This window comes from Nocardia sp. NPDC050799 (assembly GCF_040654015.1).
Taxonomy (GTDB): Bacteria; Actinomycetota; Actinomycetes; order Mycobacteriales; family Mycobacteriaceae; genus Nocardia.
In genome coordinates this window covers 21,760-36,251 of the sequence record NZ_JBFAHF010000034.1, presented here as the reverse complement: position 1 = coordinate 36,251, position 14,492 = coordinate 21,760, and the positions used below count along the sequence as shown (strand labels likewise).

The window sequence follows — 14,492 nt, the reverse complement described above, 5'->3', positions numbered from 1 at the left end:
ACGTCAACGCTTACTGTTTCTGGGTGGGTAGGTTCTACTCATGGGAACCACGGACCGTCCGGATCTGGCCGCGATGCTCGCGCCGCTGACCCGCACTCTCATCGCCCTGGAACGCCCGATCCTCGAAGCCCACGGGCTGACCATGTGGGCCTACACGGTCCTGATCGCGCTGAGCCGGGGCTCCGCCCGCGGGCAGGGCGTACTCGCCCAGGAGATCGGCGCGGACAAGACCCGGATCATCGCGGTCCTCGACGACCTCCAGGAGCGCGGCCTAATCGAACGCACCCCCGATCCCGCCGACCGCCGGGCCCGGCTGCTCGAGCTGACGCCGGAGGGTCACCGGATCGCGGCTGCGGTACAGGCGGAGATCCAGGCACGCGAGAACGACCAGGTCTTGGAACAGCTCTCCGCCGCCGACCGCCGCGGTTTCCTGAACGCCCTACGCATTTTGACCGAACTCCCCCGGGATCCGGCACCGGACGGCAACGGCTGACAACGACCCTCCCCAGCCGGTCGCGAGTGGCCGATTGCCCTGTCGACGGGGACGCTGTCGCGGTGGGCGGCCGGGCCGGACGATATGGATCAGCGTCCCGCGGGCGATGACGTCGACGAACCGGTCCACTGGTTCGGCGCCGCGCGGTACGGCGGGCGATATGTCTTGCCGGGACGGCACGAACCACCGGACGGTAGGCGGCATCATCGCCGACGCCCCGAACATTCACGCCGGGCTCTCTGCGGGAACACCGGAACGGGCTCGACTACGACCCACCGGGCAGGCGCGCCGATCCGTTCACTGCCCGCCTTCGCTCGCCCGCAGCACCCGCAGCGGTGCGTGATTCGCCCAGCCCTCCGCCGGCCAGTTGAACCACCCCGCGGACGCCCAGGTACCTCCATCGGGGTGCAGGGTGGTGCCGGTGAGGTAGGACGACAGGCGGGAGGCCAGGAACACCGCGCAACTCGAGATATCGGTGAGGTGACCGGCCCGGCCCATGGGGATGGCCACTTTCACGCCTGCCGGATCGGTCATGGCGTTGTCGCCGGTCCCGATACGCTCCAGATTCGGCGTGGGCACGAAATCGGGGGCGATGTTGTTGACCCGGATCCCGTCCGGGGCCACTTCCACGGCCAGCGTGCGGGCGAACTGCTCCACCGCCGCCTTCGCCGCGGCGTACACCGCGAAACCCGGTGCGGCCCGGTGGGCTTCGATGGTCGTGATATTGATGATGCTGCCCCCGCGACCCCCCGCGCGCATCCGGGGTACGGCCAGATGGCAGGCGTGCAGGACATGGGTCAGGTTGGTGCGCAACAGCGCGTCCCAGCCCTTCGGGCCGGTCTCGGAGAAGGGGGCGCGGAAGGTGCCGCCGACCACGTTCACCAGGGTGTCGAGTCGGCCCCACCGGGCGTCGGCGGACTCGAACAGCGCCGCCAGTACCGCCGGGTCGCGGGCATCACCGTGGTGTACGACGGCCTCCTGCCCGGCCGGTGACTCCCGCAGCTCCGCGAGCGCCGCGGGATCGAGATCCAGTACCGCCGGACGCACTCCGTTGGCGACGAGGTCCGCGACGATCGCCCGGCCCAGACCGCCCGCCCCGCCGGTCACCACCGCCAGACTGCCGGCGAGACCGCCACGCTCCTCGAACCAGCCCATCCGTTCCGCCTCCCTAGCCGATGTAGTGCGCGCCGAAAGACATCAGGAAATCGAAGGTGGCCGCCGGGTCGAGGAGATCGTGCACACCGCCCCGGGTGGAGACGGTGATCCAGTCGACCCCGGCCCGCGCCAATTCGGCGAACGCTTCCCGGTGTGGGCCCGGATCGGCGCCTGGACCGGTGAGCCCGGTATGGCTGTAGGAGTACACCAGGTCGATATGGCCGGTGCGGCCGGCAGCCGCGGCCGACGCTCGCACGTCGGTGATCTTGCGGGCCAGGTCCGCGATGGTGCCCAGTTCCGGTGTCCGGGCGGTGGTGCTGAGTTCGGCGCCCCCGGACATCGGAATCCAGCCCTGGGCGGCCCGGGCCACCCGGCGCCGGCTCAGCGCCGAATTACCCCCGATCCAGATGGGGATGGGCTGCTGGACCGGGATCGGCCGGGCCTGTACCTCGCGGGCGCTGAAATGTTTCCCGGTATAGCTGAACGGCTCGCCTTTCCAGTGCAGCGGCAGCACGTCCAAGGCTTCGTCGAACAGAGTGTTGCGCTCCTCGAAATCCACCCCGACCGCGTGGAATTCACCCCTCAGATATCCGGTCCCGATACCCAGGACGGCCCGCCCGCCGGACAGTTTGTCCAGGGTGGCCGCCGCTTTGGCCAGCAGCATCGGGTTCCGATAGGGCGCCACCGACAGATAGGTGATCAGGCGGATCCGTTCGGTCAGCGCCGCCGCATACCCCAGTGACACGAAGGGGTCCAGGGTCTGATGGCCGCCGGCCCCCAGCCACCGGGCGCCCGGCGCCGGATGCTCGCTGAGCGAGAATCCGGCGAAACCGGCCCGTTCCGCCGCGCGCGCGACCTCTCCCAGCGGCCCCGCGTCGAGCACATCGCCTGCCGCGCCGCCGGTTTCGGGATAGTGGAAGATGAACCGCATCGTTACCTCCGTGCCCTCGCTCCGACTCCGGCGTTACCGTCCACGCTTCACCTCGTTGAACGGCACGTCCCGGTCGGCGGCGTACTCCCGGGGCATCCCGAGTACACGTTCGCTGATCACATTGCGCGCGATCTCGGTACTGCCGCCCGCCAGACTCCAGGCGGCGCGGAACAGGAAATCGGTGCCGATACGCGCGGTGTCGACCGGATCTCCGGGGGTGTGCGTCGCGGCGGCCGCGCCGGCGACCTTGACGGCCAGATCGGTTTGCAGCCAGGAATTCTCGGCACTGAACAGGCGTGTGATGGAGCCGGCGGCCGGCGGGAGCTCCCCGGCGAGCACACTGCGGGTGATGTGGTCGATGAGCTGATCGCGCACCACCTGCATGGCCCGCGCCTCGCCGACATCCTCGCGGACCCGGATATCGTCGAGCCGGCCGCCGGCGCGGGCGATTTCCAAGAGCGGGGACTCCTCGCCGCCGATATGCGGCCGGGCGCCGCTGAGATAGGGCGAGGTCCCGCCGATGGCCGAACGCTCGTGATAGAGCAGCCGGGACGCGGCCTCCCAGCCGTCGTCGACCCGGCCGATCACGGCTTCGTCGCCCAGCACCACATCGTCGAAGAACTCCTGGCAGAACTCGGTGGATCCGGTGACCTGTTTGATCCGCTGCACGGTCACTCCCGCGGCGTCGATGGGCACCAGGAACATGGTGAGACCACGATGTTTGGGGACCTCCCAGTTGGTGCGGGCCAGGCACAACCCGTAGTCCGCCGCGTAGGCGCCCGAACTCCAGATCTTGGAGCCGTTGAGGAGCCAGCGGTCGCCGTCCCGTTCGGCCCGGGTGGTGAGCCCGGCCAGATCCGACCCGCCGCGCGGCTCGGACAGCAACTGCACCAGCACCTCGTCCCCGCGCAGCACCGCGGCCAGATGCTCCCGCTTCTGCTCCTCGGTACCCAGATCGAGCAGGGTGGCCGCGCAGATGGCCAGGGTCGGCACATTCAGGATCACCGGCATCTCGTAGGCGTAGGACTCCTTGGTGAACGCCTGCTGATGCGCGAGGGTCAGGCCGAGGCCGCCGTACTCCTTCGGAAAGCAGATGCCCGCGAATCCGCCGTCGTGGAGCATCCGCTGCAGTTCCCGCGCCCGGTCCCACTCCTCTTTGCTGTCGGGCGGGCCCTGGTCCGGCGGCGCGGGGGGAAGGTTGGCGCGCAACCAGTCCCGGGCGCGGGCGCGGAACTCGGCTACGGGTTCGGGTTCGGTGGTCATAGCGGTACTGCCTTCCGGAGAGTTCTGCGGCGCTACGCGGCGGTGAGGAGGTCGGTGATCCGGCGACGATGCTCCTCGGGAGTGCCGTAGAGCGCGCGGCCCAGTCCGATCCGCCGCAGATACAGATGCAGATCGTGTTCCCAGGTGACCCCGATGCCGCCGTGCAACTGCACACAATCCTGACCGATCACCGGGGCTTTCGCGCCCACATAGGATTTCGCGACGCTCACCGCTTCCGCGGCGGACCCCGGATCGTCGTCACAGGCCACCGCGGCCGCGGTGGCGGTCGCCCGGCACGCCTCGTACCAGGTCTTGTTATCGGCCATCCGATGTTTGAGCGCCTGATACGAGGCCAGCGGGCGACCGAAGGTGAAGCGGTCGGTGAGCCAGGCCAGGGTCCCCTCCATCGCCTTGCCGGTGGCACCCACCGTCTCCGCCGCCGTCAGTACCGCGGCGGTGTGCAATTGGGCGCGGACGGCGTCGGCCGCGGCGGCTCCGGCGTGCACCACGGCATCCGCGGGCACCGCGACCTCGGCGAATTCGATCCGGGCGGTGCGGCGGACCAGGTCCAGGGTCCAGGTCGGGGTGACGGTGACGCCCGGTGCGTCGGTGGGCACCAGCAGTTGTACCGGGCCGTCCGCGCTCTGCGCGGTGACCAGCAGGATATCGGCGCGGTCCCCGGCTTCGACGCGGTCCTTCACTCCGGTCAGCCGGTAGCCGCCGCCGTCACGGACCGCGCGGGCCCATTCCCCGTCGGTGGGGGCTTCGTGATCGGCGAGCGCGTCGACGATATCGAGACCACGTCCGGGTTCGTAGACGGCCCAGGAGGCGATCAGGGTGCCCGCCGCGATTCCGGTGACCGTATCGTCGAGCGCCGCGCGCGCGGTCGCCAGCCCGGCGAGGACCGCGTTGGTGGTGACGAACGGCCCCGGCGCGCAGGCCCGGCCGAGTTCGGTTGCGATCAAGGCCAATTCGGTCATCGGGCGCCCGGATACGCTGCCGCCGCCGTGCTCCTCCGCGACCAGCATGGCGGTCCAGCCCAGTTCGGCGGCCGAGCGCCACCACCGATCGTCGAATCCGGTCCCGGCCTCGCCGAGCGCGCGTACTGTCGGCACCGGAACGGTGTCGGCCAGGAATTCCCGGGCTGTCTGCTGGAACAGCCGCTGGTCAGCGGTGAGATCAAGGGTCATGTTCGCCGGTCCTCCGGTTGACGCACGGCACACCGTGTGGAAATCTCATATTCACAGATGAGAGTTATATTCTCAAATGCGGAAGTCAACCGGCGGAGCTGCTCGTGGTGGTGGGTGCCGGCCGAGCGAAGGGAACCCGTCACGTGAAAAACTTCGAGGATCTGGACTTCTTCCTCGGGCAGGAGCTGGTCGCCGATCCCTACCCTTACTTCGACGCCCTGCGCGAGAAGTGCCCGGTGACCCGCGAGAAGCACCACAACGTCATGATGGTGACCGGCTACGACGAGGCACTGGAAGTCCTCAACGACGCCGAGCGCTTCTCCTCCTGCATCTCGGTGACCGGACCGTTCCCCGGTTTCCCCGTCCCCCTCGACGACAACTCCGATGCCGATGCCCTCATCGCCGAACACCGCGAGTCACTGCCGTTCAGCGATCAGCTCCCGGCCCTGGACCCGCCGACCCATACCGCGCACCGCGGGCTGCTCATGCGGCTGATCACTCCCAAACGCCTCAAGGAGAACGAAGAGGCGATGTGGGATCTGGCCGACAAGATGCTCGACGAGTACCTGGCGCCCGGAAAAGGGGAACTCATCCGCGATTTCGCGGGCCCCTTCACCCTCTACGTGATCGCGGACCTGCTCGGTGTGCCGCCGGAGGACCAGGAGGAGTTCCTCAACGCGTTGCAGCGCGATCCGCACCGCACCGGCACGGTCGGCAGCACCAGCTCCGATCACGCCATGGAGCACAACCCGATCGAATTCCTGTACGAGAAGTTCTCCGCCTATATCGAGGACCGGCGCCGGAATCCGCGCGGTGACGTGCTGACCAGTCTGGCGGAAGCCACCTTCCCCGACGGCAGCCGACCGGAGGTGATCGATGTGGTCCGGGTCGCCGCCAACCTCTTCTCGGCCGGCCAGGAAACCACCGTGCGGTTGCTGTCCTCGGGGCTGAAACTGATCGCCGAGGATCCGGAACTGCAGGCCTGGCTGCGCGGCGATCCGGAGCGCATCAACAACTTCATCGAAGAGATGCTGCGGATGGAGAGCCCGGTGAAAGGCGATTTCCGGCTGGCGAAGACCACCACCACGGTCGGCGGTGTGGAGGTCCCGGCGGGTACGGTCCTCATGCTCGCCAACGGCGGTGCCAACCGCGACCCGCGGCGCTTCGAGAACCCGACCGTTTTCGACGCCAAGCGGTCCAATGCCCGCTCCCATATCGCCTTCGGCCGCGGTATCCACACCTGCCCCGGCGCCCCGCTGGCCCGGACCGAGGCAAAGGTGGCGTTCAAACGCCTGCTCGAGCGCACCACCGATATCCGTATCGACGAGAGCGCCCACGGCCCGGCCGACGCGCGCAGATACCAGTATCTGCCGACCTTCATCCTGCGCGGGATCACCGCACTGCACCTGGAATTCGACCGGACGGAAGGGTAGGCCAGATGAAGGTCATCGTCGACGAGGACTCCTGCAAGGGGCACGGTATCTGCACCACACTGTGCTCGGAAGTGTTCGCGCTCAACGACTACGGCTACGCCGAGGCGGTCGCCGAGGACATCCCCGAAGATCTGCACGAGGCGGTGCTGACCGCCAAGGACGCCTGCCCCGAGTGGGCGATCAAAATCGTCGACGAGACGGAGGGCTGACCAGCGCGCGGGCCTCAGACCGTCAGCAACACCTTGGTGGCGCGACGCTCGTCCATCGCGCGGTAGCCGGCCGCGGCCTGCTCCAGCGGCAGGGTGAGATCGAAGACCTCGCCGGGGTCGATATCGCCGCGCACGATGAGGTCGATCAGTTCCGGGAGGAATCGGCGCACCGGTGCTGGACCGCCGTGCAGGTGGACGCTGGAGAAGAACAGCCGCATACCGTCGAGTTCGACACCATGGGCCACCCCGACGTAGCCGACATGGCCGCCGGGACGGGCGGCGCGAATCGCCTGCATCATCGATTCCTGGGTGCCGACCGCCTCGACCACCGAATGCGCGCCGAGCCCACCGGTGAGTTCCTTGATCCGGGCCACCCCGGCCTTACCGCGTTCTTCGACGATCGCGTCGGCGCCGAACTCGAGGGCCAGCGCCTGCCGGTCGGCGTGACGGCTCATGGCGATCACCCGGTCGGCGCCGAGTTGTTTCGCGGCCAGGACGGCGTGCAGACCCACCGCGCCGTCGCCGACGACCACCACCGTCTTCCCGGGGCCCGCCTCGGCGGCGACAGCGGCGAACCAGCCGGTTCCCAGTACATCGGAGGCCGCGAGCAGACTCGGATACAGCGCCGGATCCGGAGATCCGGGGACGGCGACCAGCGTTCCGTCGGCGAGCGGGACACGGGCCCGCTCGGCCTGGGTGCCGATCGAACCCATCGGGACGTTGTGCACGCACCGGCTCTGGTATCCGGCCCGGCAGATCTCGCAGGTGTTGTCGGAGGCGAAGAACGACCCGACCACGAAATCGCCGACCGCGATATCGGCCACCTCCGGGCCGATCTCCTCTACGACGCCGATGTACTCGTGCCCCATCGGGGCGGGGCCCTCGACCGGTTCCACGCCGCGATAGGGCCACAGGTCCGACCCGCAGATACAGGTGGCGGCGATGCGGATGACCGCGTCGGTGGGCTCGACTATCTCGGGGTCGGGCCGGTCCTCGACCCGGATGTCGCCGGGGGCGTACATGATGACTCCACGCATGTTCACCGTCTCCTGTTTTTTCGCTCAGGTTTCGACTTTTCCGGAGCACGTCGCGGGTATTCCTGCACGCGGGATCATTCGGCCGAGCGGATAATTCGCGTCAGGCGAGCACCTCGCGAACTTTTTCGGCGAGCGGCCCGGAGGAAGCCGGGTTCTGGCCGGTGAATAGATTCCGGTCGACGACGGTGTACGGCTTCCAGATTTCACCGCGTGTGAAATCGACACCGAGCTTGACCAGTTCGTCCTCGGCCGTCCAAAACGCCTTCTCCCGCAATCCGACGGCATCTTCTTCGTCATTGGTGTACGCGGTCAGGCGATACCCGGCGAAGGGCGACACACCGTTGCGTCTGGTCGCCAGGATCGCCACCGGTGCGTGGCAGACGATGGCCAGCGGCTTGCCCGAAGCGAGAGCCGCGGTCAGCAACCTGCCGGAATCAGCGTCCCGCCACAGGTCCTCCATGGGGCCGTGCCCACCGGGGTAGTAGACGGCGTCGTAGTCGGCCGGTCGGGCATGGGCCAGCTCGATCGGTCGCCGTAACTCTTCGGCCGAGCGCAGGGTCTCTTCCAGATCCTGGGCGATCTGTTCGCTACCGGCCATCGAAGGTCGCAGACTCATCACATCGACATGGGGCACGACCCCGCCGGGAGTGGCCACCACGATTCGATGACCGGCACCGGTCAGTACCCGATAGGGGGCGGCGAACTCTTCGGCCCAATACCCGGTGGGGTGCCGGGTGCCGTCGTTCAGTGTCCAATAACTCGCCCCGGTCACCACGAAAAGAATATCGGCCATAACAGCTTACTCCCCGATCGGTTGTAGAGCTGTGAGCGGGTGAAGTCGATTTCACGCAACCCGAATTCGCATCCACTATAAAGGGGCCGCGCGGGGGCGGGCAACAGTCCCGGCGTTCGAGCGCACACGACGGCAGTGGCGTGATAAATGGATCATCGGTGAACGTACATGCGATTCGCACGAGAACCGACGAATACGATGCGGCCCGCTCCGCGCCCGAGGTCATTGCCGCGAAGGAGCGGCCGGACGCCTCTCGACCCGGCCGTCACACTGCGGTAAGCGCGCGGCGGCCGGCATGTCCCCGAGCTCCCCGCCCGCGCATACTCCTGAGCGGCGACCTACCTCGGCGTCCCGGTGCCGCGCCGGCCCGGGCCGTGCTCACTCACCTGTCCACCGCGGCGCCCGTTTCTCCGCGAACGCCGCCGGCCCCTCCTGCGCGTCCGCGCTGTGATAGGCCCGCGCCGCGGCGTGCCCGGCCGCCCGCAGCGCGGCCGACCGGCCCATTTCCGTGGCCAGCATGACGGTTTCGCGAGCCGCGCGCACCGACAGCGGGGCACCGGCGAGCACGGTGGTGGCCAGATCGAGCGCCACCGGTAACAGCTCGTCCGGTTCGGCCAGCCGGTTCACCAGGCCGATCTCGTACGCGCGGTGCGCGCTGATCGGGCTACCGGTGAGCAGGATCTCCATCATGATGCGCTGCGGGATCATATGGATCAGCGGTGCGGCCCACGGCGAGCTGCGGCCCACCTTCACCTCGCTCACCGCGAAGGTGGCCGTCGTACTGGCCACGCACAGATCGCAGGCCTGGGCGATCATCCAGCCGCCGGCGAAGGCGGCGCCGTTGACCGCGGCGATGGTCGGTTTGGACAGTTCGATCGTGTCGTAGGGGACGGGGAACATCTCGCGGGGCGGTTCGGCCATCCCGGTGTCCACCATCTCCCGCAGATCCCCGCCCGCGCAGAACGCCTTCGGGCCGGCGCCGGTGAGGATCGCGATCCGCAGTGCCGGGTCGTGTTCGAAACGGTCCCAGGCCGCGAACAACCCGGCCCGGACCTCCGCGGACAGGCAGTTGCGGGTCTGCGGCCGGTTGAGGGTGATCACCGCGATGCCGTCGGCGCGGGCGTCGAAGAGTACGGCGTCCTCCATCTAGAATCCTCGTCTCTCGATGCGGCGGGCGGTCCGGGCCAGTTCGTCGCGGAAGCCGGGATGCGCGATACCGATGAGGCGCCGGGCGCGTTCGGCCAGCGATTTCCCGGCCAGTTCGGCGGCGCCGTATTCGGTGACGACGAGGTCGACTTCGGTGCGTGCGGTGGTGACCGGCCCGGACAGTGCGGCGGTGATCCGGCTGACGGTGCCGTTCCGGGCGGTGGCGGGCAGCGCGATGATCGACCGGCCACCGGGCGAGCGCAGCCCGGCCCGGACGAAATCCACCTGACCGCCGGTGCCGCCGATATAGCTCTCGCCGGACTGTTCGGCGTTCACCTGCCCGGTCAGGTCCACCTCGAGCGCGGAGTTGAGCGTGACGAGGTTGTCGAGCTGCGCGAGGACGGCGGCGTCGTGGGTGTAGGAGGTCGGGCACATGCGCAGGGCCGGATTGCGGTGGGCGAAATCGTAGAGCCGCCGGGTGCCGATGAGCGCGCCGGTGATCGACACACCCGGGTCGATCCGTTTGCGCGCGTTGGTGATCACACCGGCTTCCACGAGGTCGACGAGGCCGTCCCCCATCATGCCCGAGTGGACGCCGAGGTCGCGGCGATCGCGCAGCAGCCGCACCACCGCGTCGGGGACGGCACCGATACCGATCTGCAGTACCGCGCCGTCACCGATGTAGCCGGTGATGTGGCGGGCGACGGCCTCGTCCACCGCACCGATCGCCGCGGGGGCCACCTCCACCGGCGGGGCCGATACGGTGACCGCGCAGTCGATCTCGGTGGCGGCCAGCGATTCACCGAGGGTGTAGGGCACCTGCTCGTTGACCTCCGCGATCACCACCCGGGCCCGCGCGACCGCCGCCCGGACATAGTCGCTGACCAGTCCGAAACTGTGCCGGCCCGCGGAATCGGCGGGGCTGACCTGGATGAGCGCCACATCGCAGCCGAGCTCACCGGATTCGATCATCGGGGCCACCCTGCCCACATGGCACGGCACGATCCCGAGCTCGTGGGTCCTGGTGAGACTGCGCAGCGCGCCGATGGCGCCCATACTCGACAGCGCGAAAGAGCGGCCGACCCCGGGCGCGAACCGGCCGGAGAAGCTGGTCGCGGTGAAGGCGGATAGATCTCCGATCCCGGGTCCCTGGTCGATGAGGGCCTCGAGGAGAATGGTGGGCTCACCGCAGGCCTGCCCGATGACGATCCGGTCGCCGGGGCACAGCCACCGCCCCAGGTCGATATCGGTCTCGCTCATCCTCGGGTTCTCCTGCCGTGGCCGGCCGGCCCAGAGGGTTCCGGTTCGCGTACGGCCGCCGCCTCCAGTACTTCCCGGGTGTGGGCGCCGAGCCGGGGCGCCGGCCCGGATACGCGTCCGGGGGTGCGGGAGAACCAGGTCGGCGGGCCGGGGAAGCGCAGCGGGCCGTCGGGGCTGTCGACGGTTTCGAAGAAACCGGCCTCGTTCAGGTGCGGGTTGTCGAAGAGATCGTCCAGGCTGCGCACCGGCGCGGCCGGAATATCGAGGGAATTGAGCAGTTCGAGCCAGGCGTCGGTGGTGCGGGTCGCGAAGGTCTCCCGCAGGTGGGCGTAGACGGTGTCGATCCGGCGCGCACGCTGCGCGAGGGTCGCGAATTCCGGGCGGTTCCAAGGCGGGCGGACCGCGGTCACGAAGGCCGTCCACTGTTTGTCGTTGTAGACGAGTGCGGAGAGATAGCCGTCGGCGGTGCGGTACGGCGTGCGCTCGGGTGTCACCGCGCGCGGGTAGGCGGCGGACCCCAGCGGCGGATCGAACAGCGCGCCGTTGGCGTGCTCGACCAGCATGAAGGCGGCCATGGTTTCGAACATGGCGACTTCCACCTCCTGCCCTTCCCCGGTCCGCTCGCGATGGAACAGGGCCATCGTGGTGGCGTAGACGGCGGTCATCCCGGCGATCTTGTCGGCCATGATCGTGCCTACGTAACCCGGTGTGCCGGTGAGGAGTTCCTGCACGTGCGGAAGTCCGCATTCGGCCTGGATCGTGTCGTCGTAGGCGGTGCGGTCGGCATCGGGGCCGCGGCGGCCGTAGCCGTAGCAGTTGGTGTAGACGATCCCCGGATTGATCGCGGCGACCTGCTCGTAGCCGAACCCGAGCGCGGCGACGGCCTTACCGCGCATGGAGTGGATGAACACATCGGCGCCGGTGATCAGTTCGCGCAGTGCGGTTTTGCCCGCCGGCTCGCGCAGATCGAGGACCACACTGCGTTTCCCGCGGTTGACGTTGACGAACACCCCGGCCATGCCCGGTTCCGGGCCCACCGAGATATGGCGGGTGTTGTCCCCGGCCGGCGGCTCCACCTTGATCACATCCGCGCCCATATCGGCCATGATCTGGGTGCAGTAGGGACCCATCACCATCGCGGTCAGATCGATCACCCGCACCCCGGCCAGCGGCCCTGTGTGCTGCATACGCCCTACCTTCACCGGGCCGGCCGAACAAATCGGCGGCTATCTGATGAATCTTTGCAAGGATAGTGATATCAAGTATGAGTGCCCAGTTTCAATGGCGAGAACGCCGGACCCGGCAGCGGCGCCGGCGTGCCCGTAATTCCGGCGTCCGTCGCCGAGGTACTCCGACCCGCGCTCGCGGCGAACCCCGAAGCGGTCGCCATCGAGGCGGCATCGGGTTCCTGGACCTACCGGGAACTCGACGAACGAGCCCACGCGGCCGCCGGGGCGCTGTGGTCGCTCGGCGTCCGCCCCGGCGACCGGGTCGCCGCCTGCCTGCCCAACGATCTACCGATCGTGGCCGCCTTCCACGGCGCGCAGCGCATCGGGGCGGTCTGGGCGGGTATCGGCGAAGCGCTCGCCCCGGCCGAACAGCGGTATCTGCACGATCTGATCGAGCCGCGCGTGGTCCTCGCGGGCCCCCGCTGCACGCTCGATACCCCCACGCGGGTCGAGCCGGCACGCTGGGCCGCCGCGCTGCGAGCCCCGGCGGCACCCGAGATCGAGCACGATCCGGACGCACCGGCCGCGATCGCCTTCACCAGCGGCACCTCGGGGCGACCGAAAGCGGTCGTACACAGTCAGCGCAATCTGCTACTGCCCGGGGCCGTACTGGTCGCCACCCGCGGGTGGGGACCAGAATTGCGCAAAGGGGACAGCTTTCCGCTGACCATCCTCAACCTCATGGTGCTGTCCACCCTGCTCACCGCCCAGGCCCGCGGGTGCGCGGTGATCATGGACCGCCGCGATGTCGCGGGGGTCGCGGAATGGATCGCCACCCGGAAGGTGACGGTCTGGAACGGCGCCCCGGCCCAGCTCTACGATCTGGCCGCCCGTACCGAACTCGACCTGGGTTCGCTCCAGGAGGTGTGGAGCGGCGGCAGCGACACCCCGGACACCCTCCGGGCGACATTCGCGGAGGCGCACGGCCCGGTCCCGCGGGTGACCTACGGTCTCACCGAAGCGCCCACCGTGGTCGCCATCGATCCACCCGGTACCCAGTGGCGGCCGCGGGCCGGCGGCCGGGTGCTGCCTCACTACGATGTCGCGGCCTACGATGACGAGGGACACCGGCTTCCGCCCGGCGAACTCGGCGAGTTGCGCTTGGCGGGCCGCACGGACGGGCCGTGGGCCGGACTGTGGCGGCCGATGCTCGGGTACTGGTCGGGCGGGGAAGTACGGCCCGCTCCGGACGGGCCGATCGCCACCGGGGATATCGGCACCGTCGACGCGGACGGTTGGCTCACGGTGCTCGACCGCAAGAAGATGGTCATCCTCCGCGGGAGCGCGAATATCTACCCGCTCGAGGTGGAGCGGGTGCTGGCGGCCCATCCGGCCGTCGGCAGGGTGGCGGTGTGCGGCGTGCCGCACGAACGGCTCGGCCAGCAGGTGGCCGCCGTGATCGAAACGAACGGGCGGCCGGTGGATTTCGCGGAACTGGCCGAACACTGCCGCGCGGAACTCGCCGGGTACAAGGTTCCCGAGGTGTGGGCCGCGGTCGAGGCGCTACCCCTGAACGCCATGGGCAAGGTGGTGCGCACCGAACTCGCCGGTCTGCTCGCGCGGCGGGATCCGGCGTGAGCGGCGACCGCGCGGCGGCCGTACGCCCCTTCGAACTCGACGGCAGGGTGGCCGTCGTGACCGGCGCGTCGTCCGGTTTGGGCGCGGCGGTGAGCCGGGCTCTGGCCGGACTCGGCGCACGGGTCGCGGTGGTGGCGCGGCGCCGGGGCCGGCTGGAATCCTTGGCCGATGAGATCGACGGCCTGGCCGTGGGGTGCGATCTGGGCGATCCCGAGCGGATCGCCGAGATCGTCCCGGTGGTCACCGACGCGCTGGGCCCGCCGGAGATCCTGGTCAACGCGGCCGGTAACCGCTTCGGCACCGCGAGCGCGGAAGCGGAGTCGCTGACCGATATCCGGCGCACCCTGGAGCTGAATCTGCTGGCACCGCTGCTGCTCGCCCAACAGGTCTTCCCCGCCATGCGCGCACTCGGCCGAGGATCGATCGTGAACGTTTCCTCGATCAGCGGACGGGTGGGTATCCCCGGCATACCGCAGGCCTCCTATGCCGCGAGCAAGGCCGGATTGTCCGGGCTCACCACCGAACTCGCCGTGCAATGGGCCCGGCATTCGATCCGCGTGAACACCGTCGCGCCGGGCTTCTTCCGCAGCGAGATCACCGACAGCCTCTACGACAGCGAACGCGGCGCCGGCTATCTGCGCCGCAATATCCCGCTGCCCACCGAGGGCACCGCCGCCGACATCGTGGGCGCGATCATCTGGCTGGCCGGGGATTCCGGCCGGTATGTGACCGGGCAGACCGTCGTCGTCGACGGCGGGTGGACCGCACGCTGACC

14 protein-coding genes are annotated in these 14,492 nt (G+C 69.2%); 5 read left to right on the top strand and 9 right to left on the bottom strand.

From position 1 onward, the window contains the following. Positions 1-40 precede the first annotated feature (40 nt). Complete coding sequence (locus tag AB0H42_RS28165) at positions 41-493, top strand: MarR family winged helix-turn-helix transcriptional regulator (RefSeq protein ID WP_357061391.1); 453 nt, start codon at positions 41-43, stop codon at positions 491-493. A gap of 297 nt (positions 494-790) precedes the next feature. Here the strand turns inward: AB0H42_RS28165 and AB0H42_RS28160 are convergent, their stop codons facing one another. Genes AB0H42_RS28160 through AB0H42_RS28145 form a run of 4 tightly spaced genes read right to left on the bottom strand, consistent with a single transcriptional unit; the run spans position 791 to position 5,032 of the window. Then, complete coding sequence (locus AB0H42_RS28160; RefSeq protein WP_357061388.1) at positions 791-1,648, bottom strand: SDR family oxidoreductase; 858 nt, start codon at positions 1,646-1,648, stop codon at positions 791-793. 13 nt (positions 1,649-1,661) lie between these two features. Next, positions 1,662-2,579, bottom strand: a complete 918-nt coding sequence (locus AB0H42_RS28155; protein ID WP_357061385.1) for an LLM class F420-dependent oxidoreductase — start codon at positions 2,577-2,579, stop codon at positions 1,662-1,664. 33 nt (positions 2,580-2,612) lie between these two features. Then, the gene (locus AB0H42_RS28150) at positions 2,613-3,842 is read right to left on the bottom strand and encodes an acyl-CoA dehydrogenase family protein (protein WP_357061383.1); all 1,230 of its coding nucleotides are present in this window, start codon (positions 3,840-3,842) and stop codon (positions 2,613-2,615) included. Positions 3,843-3,874: 32 nt separating this feature from the next. Beyond that, positions 3,875-5,032, bottom strand: a complete 1,158-nt coding sequence (locus AB0H42_RS28145) for an acyl-CoA dehydrogenase family protein (RefSeq protein ID WP_357061381.1) — start codon at positions 5,030-5,032, stop codon at positions 3,875-3,877. 143 nt (positions 5,033-5,175) lie between these two features. Between AB0H42_RS28145 and AB0H42_RS28140 the strand changes: the two genes are divergently transcribed. Together AB0H42_RS28140 and AB0H42_RS28135 are read left to right on the top strand one after the other, a co-directional pair. Next, positions 5,176-6,465 carry a cytochrome P450 gene (locus AB0H42_RS28140; RefSeq protein ID WP_357061378.1) on the top strand — a complete coding sequence of 430 codons (1,290 nt, stop codon included), beginning with the start codon at positions 5,176-5,178 and terminating at the stop codon, positions 6,463-6,465. A 5-nt stretch (positions 6,466-6,470) separates the two neighbouring features. Beyond that, on the top strand, positions 6,471-6,674 hold the full coding sequence (locus AB0H42_RS28135) for a ferredoxin (RefSeq protein WP_030521023.1): 204 nt from the start codon (positions 6,471-6,473) through the stop codon (positions 6,672-6,674). A 14-nt stretch (positions 6,675-6,688) separates the two neighbouring features. On the opposite strand, the gene AB0H42_RS28130 is transcribed toward AB0H42_RS28135, so the two are convergent. The 5 genes from AB0H42_RS28130 to AB0H42_RS28110 form a co-directional block, all read right to left on the bottom strand. Continuing rightward, positions 6,689-7,711: a zinc-dependent alcohol dehydrogenase family protein gene (locus AB0H42_RS28130; protein WP_357061503.1), complete on the bottom strand. Its 1,023-nt coding sequence runs from the start codon at positions 7,709-7,711 to the stop codon at positions 6,689-6,691. Positions 7,712-7,811: 100 nt separating this feature from the next. Further along, complete coding sequence (locus AB0H42_RS28125) at positions 7,812-8,504, bottom strand: type 1 glutamine amidotransferase domain-containing protein (protein WP_357061376.1); 693 nt, start codon at positions 8,502-8,504, stop codon at positions 7,812-7,814. A gap of 378 nt (positions 8,505-8,882) precedes the next feature. Continuing rightward, on the bottom strand, positions 8,883-9,650 hold the full coding sequence (locus AB0H42_RS28120) for an enoyl-CoA hydratase-related protein (protein ID WP_357061374.1): 768 nt from the start codon (positions 9,648-9,650) through the stop codon (positions 8,883-8,885). Next, positions 9,651-10,910 (bottom strand): acetyl-CoA hydrolase/transferase C-terminal domain-containing protein, encoded by a 1,260-nt coding sequence (locus AB0H42_RS28115; protein WP_357061372.1) that lies wholly within the window; start codon positions 10,908-10,910, stop codon positions 9,651-9,653. Then, positions 10,907-12,097: a CoA transferase gene (locus AB0H42_RS28110; RefSeq protein ID WP_357061370.1), complete on the bottom strand. Its 1,191-nt coding sequence runs from the start codon at positions 12,095-12,097 to the stop codon at positions 10,907-10,909. Before AB0H42_RS28110 ends, AB0H42_RS28115 begins: the two co-directional genes overlap by 4 nt. Before the next feature lie 81 nt (positions 12,098-12,178). Between AB0H42_RS28110 and AB0H42_RS28105 the strand changes: the two genes are divergently transcribed. Then, on the top strand, positions 12,179-13,717 hold the full coding sequence (locus AB0H42_RS28105; protein WP_357061367.1) for a class I adenylate-forming enzyme family protein: 1,539 nt from the start codon (positions 12,179-12,181) through the stop codon (positions 13,715-13,717). Further along, complete coding sequence (locus tag AB0H42_RS28100) at positions 13,714-14,490, top strand: SDR family oxidoreductase (protein WP_357061365.1); 777 nt, start codon at positions 13,714-13,716, stop codon at positions 14,488-14,490. Before AB0H42_RS28105 ends, AB0H42_RS28100 begins: the two co-directional genes overlap by 4 nt. Positions 14,491-14,492: the final 2 nt, after the last annotated feature.

What these genes read in the sequence shown, in the direction of transcription:
- AB0H42_RS28120 (WP_357061374.1), bottom strand. Translation starts at nt 9,650, where the DNA reads ATGGAGGACGCCGTACTCTTCGACGCCCGCGCCGACGGCATCGCGGTG.
- AB0H42_RS28125 (WP_357061376.1), bottom strand. Translation starts at nt 8,504, where the DNA reads ATGGCCGATATTCTTTTCGTGGTGACCGGGGCGAGTTATTGGACACTG.
- AB0H42_RS28145 (WP_357061381.1), bottom strand. Translation starts at nt 5,032, where the DNA reads ATGACCCTTGATCTCACCGCTGACCAGCGGCTGTTCCAGCAGACAGCC.
- AB0H42_RS28115 (WP_357061372.1), bottom strand. Translation starts at nt 10,910, where the DNA reads ATGAGCGAGACCGATATCGACCTGGGGCGGTGGCTGTGCCCCGGCGAC.
- AB0H42_RS28130 (WP_357061503.1), bottom strand. Translation starts at nt 7,711, where the DNA reads ATGCGTGGAGTCATCATGTACGCCCCCGGCGACATCCGGGTCGAGGAC.
- AB0H42_RS28135 (WP_030521023.1), top strand. Translation starts at nt 6,471, where the DNA reads ATGAAGGTCATCGTCGACGAGGACTCCTGCAAGGGGCACGGTATCTGC.
- AB0H42_RS28165 (WP_357061391.1), top strand. Translation starts at nt 41, where the DNA reads ATGGGAACCACGGACCGTCCGGATCTGGCCGCGATGCTCGCGCCGCTG.
- AB0H42_RS28150 (WP_357061383.1), bottom strand. Translation starts at nt 3,842, where the DNA reads ATGACCACCGAACCCGAACCCGTAGCCGAGTTCCGCGCCCGCGCCCGG.
- AB0H42_RS28155 (WP_357061385.1), bottom strand. Translation starts at nt 2,579, where the DNA reads ATGCGGTTCATCTTCCACTATCCCGAAACCGGCGGCGCGGCAGGCGAT.
- AB0H42_RS28160 (WP_357061388.1), bottom strand. Translation starts at nt 1,648, where the DNA reads ATGGGCTGGTTCGAGGAGCGTGGCGGTCTCGCCGGCAGTCTGGCGGTG.
- AB0H42_RS28110 (WP_357061370.1), bottom strand. Translation starts at nt 12,097, where the DNA reads ATGCAGCACACAGGGCCGCTGGCCGGGGTGCGGGTGATCGATCTGACC.